The organism is Thioalkalivibrio sp. XN8, from assembly GCF_011058255.1.
Taxonomy (GTDB): Bacteria; Pseudomonadota; Gammaproteobacteria; order Steroidobacterales; family XN24; genus XN24.
In genome coordinates this window covers 1-6,450 of sequence record NZ_JAALFH010000051.1, presented here as the reverse complement: position 1 = coordinate 6,450, position 6,450 = coordinate 1, and the positions used below count along the sequence as shown (strand labels likewise).

The 6,450-nt window shown below is 68.6% G+C and carries 8 protein-coding genes and 1 pseudogene; 4 read left to right on the top strand and 5 right to left on the bottom strand.

Annotated elements, in window-relative coordinates; genetic code table 11:
• Positions 1-78 precede the first annotated feature (78 nt).
• Positions 79-450: an Mth938-like domain-containing protein gene (locus G6N75_RS06130; protein WP_165347475.1), complete on the top strand. Its 372-nt coding sequence runs from the start codon at positions 79-81 to the stop codon at positions 448-450.
• A 21-nt stretch (positions 451-471) separates the two neighbouring features.
• Here G6N75_RS06130 and rpoS read toward each other — a convergent pair whose 3' ends face one another.
• The 5 genes and pseudogenes from rpoS to surE all read right to left on the bottom strand — a co-directional run bounded on the left by rpoS (position 472) and on the right by surE (position 3,876).
• Positions 472-1,542: an RNA polymerase sigma factor RpoS gene (gene rpoS / locus G6N75_RS06125; RefSeq protein ID WP_165347474.1), complete on the bottom strand. Its 1,071-nt coding sequence runs from the start codon at positions 1,540-1,542 to the stop codon at positions 472-474.
• A gap of 30 nt (positions 1,543-1,572) precedes the next feature.
• On the bottom strand, positions 1,573-2,316 hold the full coding sequence (locus G6N75_RS15450; protein ID WP_346765500.1) for a peptidoglycan DD-metalloendopeptidase family protein: 744 nt from the start codon (positions 2,314-2,316) through the stop codon (positions 1,573-1,575).
• Positions 2,317-2,324: 8 nt separating this feature from the next.
• Positions 2,325-2,462, bottom strand: a pseudogene (locus G6N75_RS06115) (DedA family protein); the annotation flags it as partial.
• Entirely contained in the window at positions 2,462-3,127 is a 666-nt protein-coding gene (locus G6N75_RS06110; protein WP_165347473.1) for a protein-L-isoaspartate(D-aspartate) O-methyltransferase, read from the bottom strand. The gene G6N75_RS06110 and the pseudogene G6N75_RS06115, both read right to left, overlap by 1 nt.
• A complete protein-coding gene (gene surE, locus G6N75_RS06105) occupies positions 3,124-3,876 on the bottom strand; it encodes a 5'/3'-nucleotidase SurE (protein WP_165347472.1) in 753 nt (250 codons plus the stop codon). Before surE ends, G6N75_RS06110 begins: the two co-directional genes overlap by 4 nt.
• Positions 3,877-3,953: 77 nt before the next feature.
• Here surE and G6N75_RS06100 point away from each other — a divergent pair, with 77 nt between their 5' ends.
• The 3 genes from G6N75_RS06100 (at position 3,954) to G6N75_RS06090 (ending at position 6,400) form a co-directional block, all read left to right on the top strand.
• On the top strand, positions 3,954-4,475 hold the full coding sequence (locus G6N75_RS06100; RefSeq protein ID WP_165347471.1) for a Smr/MutS family protein: 522 nt from the start codon (positions 3,954-3,956) through the stop codon (positions 4,473-4,475).
• A 20-nt stretch (positions 4,476-4,495) separates the two neighbouring features.
• Positions 4,496-5,218, top strand: a complete 723-nt coding sequence (locus G6N75_RS06095) for a hypothetical protein (RefSeq protein ID WP_206202964.1) — start codon at positions 4,496-4,498, stop codon at positions 5,216-5,218.
• Between the two features lie 106 nt (positions 5,219-5,324).
• A protein-coding gene (locus G6N75_RS06090) for an IS3 family transposase (RefSeq protein WP_240900977.1) occupies positions 5,325-6,400 on the top strand; the annotation gives its coding sequence in 2 pieces (ribosomal slippage) (positions 5,325-5,580 and positions 5,580-6,400; 1,077 coding nt in all).
• Positions 6,401-6,450 lie beyond the last annotated feature (50 nt).

Here is a 6,450-nt window from a genome sequence, read left to right as displayed (position 1 = left end):
TCTTCGAGTCCGGGCAGGAACAGGGTGGGCACAGGGGCGATGACTTGAGACCGGGGCGGAATTCATTATCGTACCCGCATGCGACTCACCCTCGACACCCCGACCGGCATCAACCTGGTCACGCATCTCGGCCCGGACGGCATCCGGGTCGGCGAGCGGAGCCTGAGCCGCAGCTTTATCGTCAGCGCGACCGAGCTGCGCGAGGAATGGGCCGTGACCGCCCCGGGCGAGCTCAGCCTGGAGAGCCTGGCGCCCGCCCTGGCGCTCGCACCGGAGATTCTCGTGCTCGGCACCGGCGACCGGATCTGCTTCCCCGCCAGCCAGGTGTTCGCTGCGCTGGCCGAGCGCGGGATCGGTCTCGAGGTGATGGACACCGCGGCGGCCTGCCGCACCTACAACGTCCTGGTCGGTGAAGACCGGCCGGTGGTCGCGGCGCTGATCCTGCCCTGAGTCCCGCCCGGGGCCGCGCTTTCAGTCGAGCAGGGTGTCGAGCGACAGCCCGTGGCTCTCCATGATGCTGCGCAGGCGCGCCAGGGCATCGAGCTGGATCTGGCGCACCCGCTCGCGGGTGACGCCGATCTCTTCCCCCACCTGCTCCAGCGTGGTCCGTTCATGGCCGTGCAGGCCGAAGCGCCGCTCCACCACGGCGCGCTGCTTGTCGCTGAGGCGCTCCAGCCAGTGCTCCAGCACCACGTGGACGTCGCCCAGCTGCGCCAGGTTGGCCGGCTCCATGTCTTCCGCGCCGGGCAACAGGTCGAGCACCGCATGCTCGCCGTCGCGGCTCTTCACCGGTCCGCTGGTGACCTGGCGGTCGTTCAGGCCGAGGGCGCGCTCGACGTCCGCCGGCTCGCGGTCGAGTGCGGCGGCGATTTCCTCCGCCGTCGGGTCGCGGTCGAGTTCCTGGGCCAGCTGCCGGGCGGTGCGCAGGTAGACGTTGATCTCCTTCAGCACGTGGATCGGCAAGCGGATGGTGCGGGTCTGGTTCATCAGGGCCCGCTCGATCGACTGGCGGATCCACCAGGTCGCGTAGGTGGAAAAGCGGAAGCCCTTCTCCGGGTCGAACTTCTTCACGGCGTGGATCAGGCCCAGGTTGCCCTCCTCGATCAGGTCGAGCAGCGGCAGGCCCCGGTTCATGTAGCGGCGCGAAATCTTCACCACCAGCCGGAGGTTGCTCTCGATCATCCGCCGGCGCGCCGCCTCGTCGCCCTGGCGGGCCCGGCGGGCGAAGTAGACCTCTTCCTCGGCGGTCAGCAGGGGGGAAAAACCGATTTCCGCCAGGTAGAGGCGGGTCGCGTCGGGCGCCTCGCCGTCCCGGGTCCGGCCGTGGCGTCCCGTTTTCGGCTCCGCGGCTTCCGGCTCGTCCGCGGCCCCGAGCGCGCCCGCTTCCTCGGTATCGCCGTCGGCGTCGCCCGTGTCCAGCTCGCCAGCGACGAGAACATCGCCGTCATCCTGCTCGAGCAGCGATTCCTCGTCCGCCTCGACCTCCGGCGTCTTCCCGACGCCGGCCGTGCGACTCTTCTCCTTGTCGCGCTTCTTGCCCATATCGCCCCTCTGGTGCTGCGGGCAGCGGCCTCATGGCCCCTGTCGTGGCGGCAGGTACCTGGCCGGGTCCACCGGCGTGCCGTCTCTCCTGATCTCGAAATGCAGCAGGGGACGGTCGCCGGGCCCTCGCCCCATCAGGGCGATGACCTGGCCTGCCTTCACCTGGTCCCCCTCCGCGACCCGCAGCGCCTGGTTGTAGCCGTAGGCGCTGAGGTACGAGTCATTGTGCTTCAGGATAATGAGCTGGCCGTAACCAATCAATCCGCTGCCGCTGTAGACCACGTCGCCGTCCGCCGCGGCCCGGATTTCCAGGGCGTCCGTGCCGCCGATCCCGATGCCGGTGGGATTGCGCCGGCTCTGGCCGAATTGCCACACCAGCTCGCCGGTCACGGGCCAGCGCCATGGCGGCGCCGCGGCCGTCGGCCTCGCCGGCGCCGGCGCCGGCTGGCGCGTGGTCGTGGCCTCCGGTTGGCCGGCCCGCACCGCCCGGCTCCCGGGTGGCGGCTGCAGCCGGATTTCCTGGCCGGGATAGATGCGGTCGGCATTGCCGAGGCGGTTCCAGGCCGCCACTTCCCGCCAGTCCAGCCGGTAGCGAAAGGCGATCTGGAACAGCGTCTCGCCCGGCTGCACGACGTGGATACCGGGCACGGGGCCGCCGGCCCGGCGGGGCGTCTCGGGATAGGGATCCCAGCGGGTCAGCTCCGCGCAGCCGGCCGCGGCAAACAGCACGACCAGCAGCAGCCACCGCGGGCTCAGGCCTGCACCAGGAACCACGCCAGGGTCATCGGCGCCAGCATGACGTCCGGCGGAATGGGGAAGAAACTCGACTCGGCAAACCTGAGTCCCCCGAGGTACCGGGGCGCCTTCGGATGGCGCGACCAGCTGAGCACGCGGTCATAAAGCGGGCCGAACAGGCGCATCAGGCGGTCCCTCCGAGCAGCGGCACGAAACTCACCAGGCCGAGACTGCGGCGCTCGAACTCGCCGCCGTGGCGGGTGATCTCCATCAGCTCCTGGCGCCCGCGCGGACCCACCGGGATGATCAGCCGCCCACCCTCGTCGAGCTGGTCCAGCAGCGCCGGCGGCACTTCGTCCGGGGCCGCCGTCACCAGGATGCCCCCGTAGGGCGCATGCCGCTTCCAGCCTTCGAAACCGTCGCCGTGACGCAGGTGGACGTTGTAGAGATCCAGCGAGCGCAGCAGCGGCCGCGCCCGTCGCAGCAGCGGGCCGAGCCGCTCCACGCTGTACACCTGCGGCACGATGCCGGCCAGCACCGCCGTCTGGTAGCCGCAGCCGGTGCCGATCTCCAGCACCTTCTCCGGCGTCGGCTCGGCGACCACCGCCTCGGTCATGCGCGCCACTACCCAGGGCTGCGAAATGGTCTGGCCCAGGCCGATCGGCAGCGCCGTGTCCTCGTAGGCGCGGCTCGACAGCGCCTCGTCCACGAACAGGTGCCGCGGCACGTTGCGGATCTGCGCCAGCACGCGCGGGTCCGAGATGCCCTGCTCTTTCAGGCGCTGCACCAGTCGGTCGCGGGTCCGGGCCGAGGTCATGCCGATGCCGTCTTGATCCATGCGCGCCATCATCGCCCGGCATCTCCCAGCCAGTCCGAGATGCGGTCCACATGTTCGTGGCGGGTCAGGTCCACTTTCAGGGGCGTGACGGCGACCCGACCCGCCTCGATGGCGTGGAAGTCCGTGCCCGGCCCGGCGTCCTGGCCGGGGCCGGCGAAGCCGACCCAGTACAGCGGGCGGCCGCGCGGATCGGTACTGCGGATCACCGGCTCGGCCTTGTGGCGGTAGCCCAGCCGCGTCGCCTCGAAGCCGTCCAGCTCCTCCCAGGCCACGTCGGGCACGTTGACGTTGAGGATGGTCTGGGGCGGCAGCTCGCGCTCCAGCGCCTGTTCCACCAGCCGCCGCGCCACGCGCCCGGCGGTATCGAAATGCCGCCCCTTGCTCACCACCAGCGAGATGGCGATGGTCGGGAGGCCAAGGAAGCGGCCCTCCATCGCCGCGGCCACGGTGCCCGAGTAGATCACGTCGTCGCCCAGGTTGGCGCCGTCGTTGATCCCCGAGATCACCATGTCCGGCTCCTCGTCCAGCAGCCCGGTCAGCGCCAGGTGGACGCAATCCGTGGGCGTGCCGTTGACGAAGTAAAACTCGGGCCCGACCTTGGTGAGGCGCAGGGGCTGCTCCAGTGTCAGCGAGTTGCTGGCGCCGCTGCAGTTGCGCTCGGGCGCGACGATCACGATGTCGGCGAGGTCGCGCAGGTGCTCCGCGAGACAGCGCAGGCCTTCGGCGCGATAGCCGTCGTCATTGGCGAGGAGGATTCTCAAAGGGTGGACAACCGGCCCTGGAAGATGGCAGTTACTATACCGGCGAGCCACGGGTGGAACCAGCGGAGGAACCAGCGATGAGCCCCTCGGACGACGACCGCGAGCTGTTCCGCAAGGCCGTCGAGGACGTCCGGCCCATCGAGAGCCGCGACGAGCCGCCGCCGCGCCCGACGCCGGCGCCGCGGGCCCGCTTCCGCCGCCGCGACGAGGCCGAGGTGCTGGCCGAGAGCCTGGCCGCCAATCCCGAAGCCGAGGGCGAGACCGGCGAGCACCTGAGTTTCCGCCGCCCGCGGGTCGGCCTGCCCCTGTTCCGCAAGCTCCGGCGCGGCGAGATCAGCGTGCGCGACGAGATCGACCTGCACGGCCTGACCGCGGCGGAGGCCCGCGCAGCGCTGTACGAGTTTCTCGCCGAGGCCGGGCGACTCAACTTCCGTTGCGTGCGCGTGATCCACGGCAAGGGCAACCGCTCCGGCCACGCCGGGCCGGTGCTCAAGCGCAAGATCGGCCGCTGGCTGCAGCCGCGCGACGACGTGCTGGCCTACTGCTCGGCCCGGCCCGTGGACGGCGGCACCGGCGCGGTCTACGTGCTGCTCGGTTGAGCGGCCGAGCATCGGCCGGAGTGACGTCGCCCCGCACCATCGTCTGCATGAAATGGGGGACCAAGTACGGTCCCGGCTATGCCAACATCCTGTTGTCGATGCTGGAGCGGTTCCTCGGCCCGCCGTTCCGCCTCCTGTGTTTCACCGACGATGCGGCCGGGCTCGACCCACGCATCGAGGCGCGCCCGTTGCCGCACGTGCCCATTGGCCAGGGCTGGCCGGAGCGGGGCTGGAACAAGCTGGGGCTATTTCACCCGGAAATCGACCTGCCGGCGGAGCCGACGCTATACCTCGACCTCGACGTGGTGATCACCGGCGACATGTCGGTGTTCTTCGACCTGCCCGGCCATTTCCTGATCTCGAACGACTGGGACTGGCGCAAGCCCGGCGTCGGCAACTCGTCCGTATTTCGCTGGGTGCCGGGCAGCCAGGACCATATCTGGCAGCATTTCAACGCCGCGCCCGGGCAGGTTCGACAGGCGCATCGCAACGAGCAGGAATACGTCTCGGCCGAGGCACGCGAGCTCGAGTTCTGGCCCGACTCGCTGTGCCGCAGTTTCAAGCGGCACTGCCTGCCGCGCGGGATCCTGAAACCGTTCCTGGCGCCGCGCCTGCCGCCCGGCGCCCGCGTGCTGATCTTCCACGGCGACCCCAAGCCCGAGGACGCAATCGCCGGCCGCTCCGGCAAGTGGTACCGGCGGTTCAGGCCGGCGCCGTGGCTGGCGGATTTCTACTGGGCTTAAATGGCTGCGGGCAGGTCTACCGGATTAGAGATTGACCGTACCCCCGTAATCCGAGCCATGCGTGATGTGGGATTTCCCGGTATTTTGACCGTAGGGAGGTCCCGAGATGAAGCGCAAGCGCTACAGCGAAGAGAAGATCATTGCCATCCTGAAGGAGCACGAGGCTGGCGCGTCGGCCAAGGATCTGTCGCGGCGACATGGCGTTGCCGAGAACACGATCTACCGCTGGAAGGCCAGGTATGGCGGCATGGAAGTATCCGAGGCGAGACGGCTGCGAGACCTGCAAGCCGAGAACACCAAGCTGAAGCGCCTGCTGGCGGAGGCAGAGCTCGACAAGGCGGCGTTGAAGGAGCTTGTCCAGGGAAAATGGTGACGACTGCGCAGCGGCGCCGGGCCGTGGATCACCTGAAGAGTCGCCGCTTTAGTGAACGTCGTGCCTGCCGGCTGGTGGGCTTTAGCCGCTCGGCCGCCTGGAGCCCGCTCAAGGGCCGGGATGATGCCGCGCTACGGACGCGTTTGAAGACGCTGGCCGAACGCTATCCCCGTTATGGCTATCCGACACTGCATGACATGCTCAAGACGGAGGGCCTGGTGGTGAACCCGAAGCGGACCTATCGGGTATATCGAGAAGAGGGCCTGCAGGTCCGCACGAAGCGCCGCAAGAAGCTGACCCGTCCTCGGGTTCCGTTAGCGCTGCCGAGTCGCATCAACGAGCGCTGGTCCGTGGACTTCGTCTCAGACCAACTGGCGAATGGCCGACGGTTCCGTGTGTTTAACGTCGTCGATGACTTCAGCCGTGAGTGCGTGCTGCAGATCGTCGACTTCTCAATCAGCGGCGAGCGTCTGGCTCGAGAACTGGATCAGTTAGCTCGATCCCGCCCCCTGGCCAGGCAGATCGTCATGGACAACGGTCCTGAGCTGACCAGCAAAGCCATGTTCTTCTGGGCCAAAGAGCGTGGGGTCAAGCTGCACTTCATCCAGCCTGGCAAGCCGACCCAGAACGCCTTCGTCGAGAGCTTCAACGCCAAGTTCCGTGAGTACTGCCTGGACCTGCACTGGTTCGCCACGCTGGCGGATGCCGGATCAACAATCGATGCCTGGCGTACCCACTACAACCACGTCAGGCCGCATCGCTCTCTGGGCAAAAAGCCTCCGGCAGTGTTTGCTCGCGAAGCCGCCTGATATGCTCAATTTCCCACATCAAGGCCGGCTTGGTTCAAGGGGTACGGTCA

What these genes read in the sequence shown, in the direction of transcription:
- G6N75_RS06110 (WP_165347473.1), bottom strand. Translation starts at nt 3,127, where the DNA reads ATGATGGCGCGCATGGATCAAGACGGCATCGGCATGACCTCGGCCCGG.
- G6N75_RS06130 (WP_165347475.1), top strand. Translation starts at nt 79, where the DNA reads ATGCGACTCACCCTCGACACCCCGACCGGCATCAACCTGGTCACGCAT.
- rpoS (WP_165347474.1), bottom strand. Translation starts at nt 1,542, where the DNA reads ATGGGCAAGAAGCGCGACAAGGAGAAGAGTCGCACGGCCGGCGTCGGG.
- G6N75_RS06100 (WP_165347471.1), top strand. Translation starts at nt 3,954, where the DNA reads ATGAGCCCCTCGGACGACGACCGCGAGCTGTTCCGCAAGGCCGTCGAG.